Origin of the sequence: Ochrobactrum sp. SFR4, from assembly GCF_019730395.1 — a bacterium.
Taxonomy (GTDB): Bacteria; Pseudomonadota; Alphaproteobacteria; order Rhizobiales; family Rhizobiaceae; genus Pseudochrobactrum.
Map to the genome: position 1 here is coordinate 1 of NZ_JAAPBB010001146.1, position 247 is coordinate 247.

Here is a 247-nt window from a genome sequence, read left to right on the forward strand (position 1 = left end):
GTTGATCCTCAATCTCGTCCTGATCGACAATCGGCTTTGCTTCAGTAATCTTTTCACCAGCATTATCATTTGAACCATCAGAAACCGATGAACTGATTTCATTATGAACGATCTTAACCGGAGTAGGGGGAGTTTTTGCTTCAGAGATTTCAGGTTGAACCGGAGTTTCTTCGGCTGCCGGTTGAATAGAATTGTCCTCTTCTATCTGAGATTTTGGCTCTGCCAAAAGACGCTTTGCTACAGGGAG

General features: G+C 43.7%; 1 protein-coding gene. It reads right to left on the reverse strand.

Annotated features, from left to right (window positions below; genetic code table 11):
• A partial coding sequence (locus HBA93_RS22635) for a hypothetical protein (RefSeq protein ID WP_221724732.1) occupies positions 1–247 on the reverse strand: 247 nt, incomplete at both ends.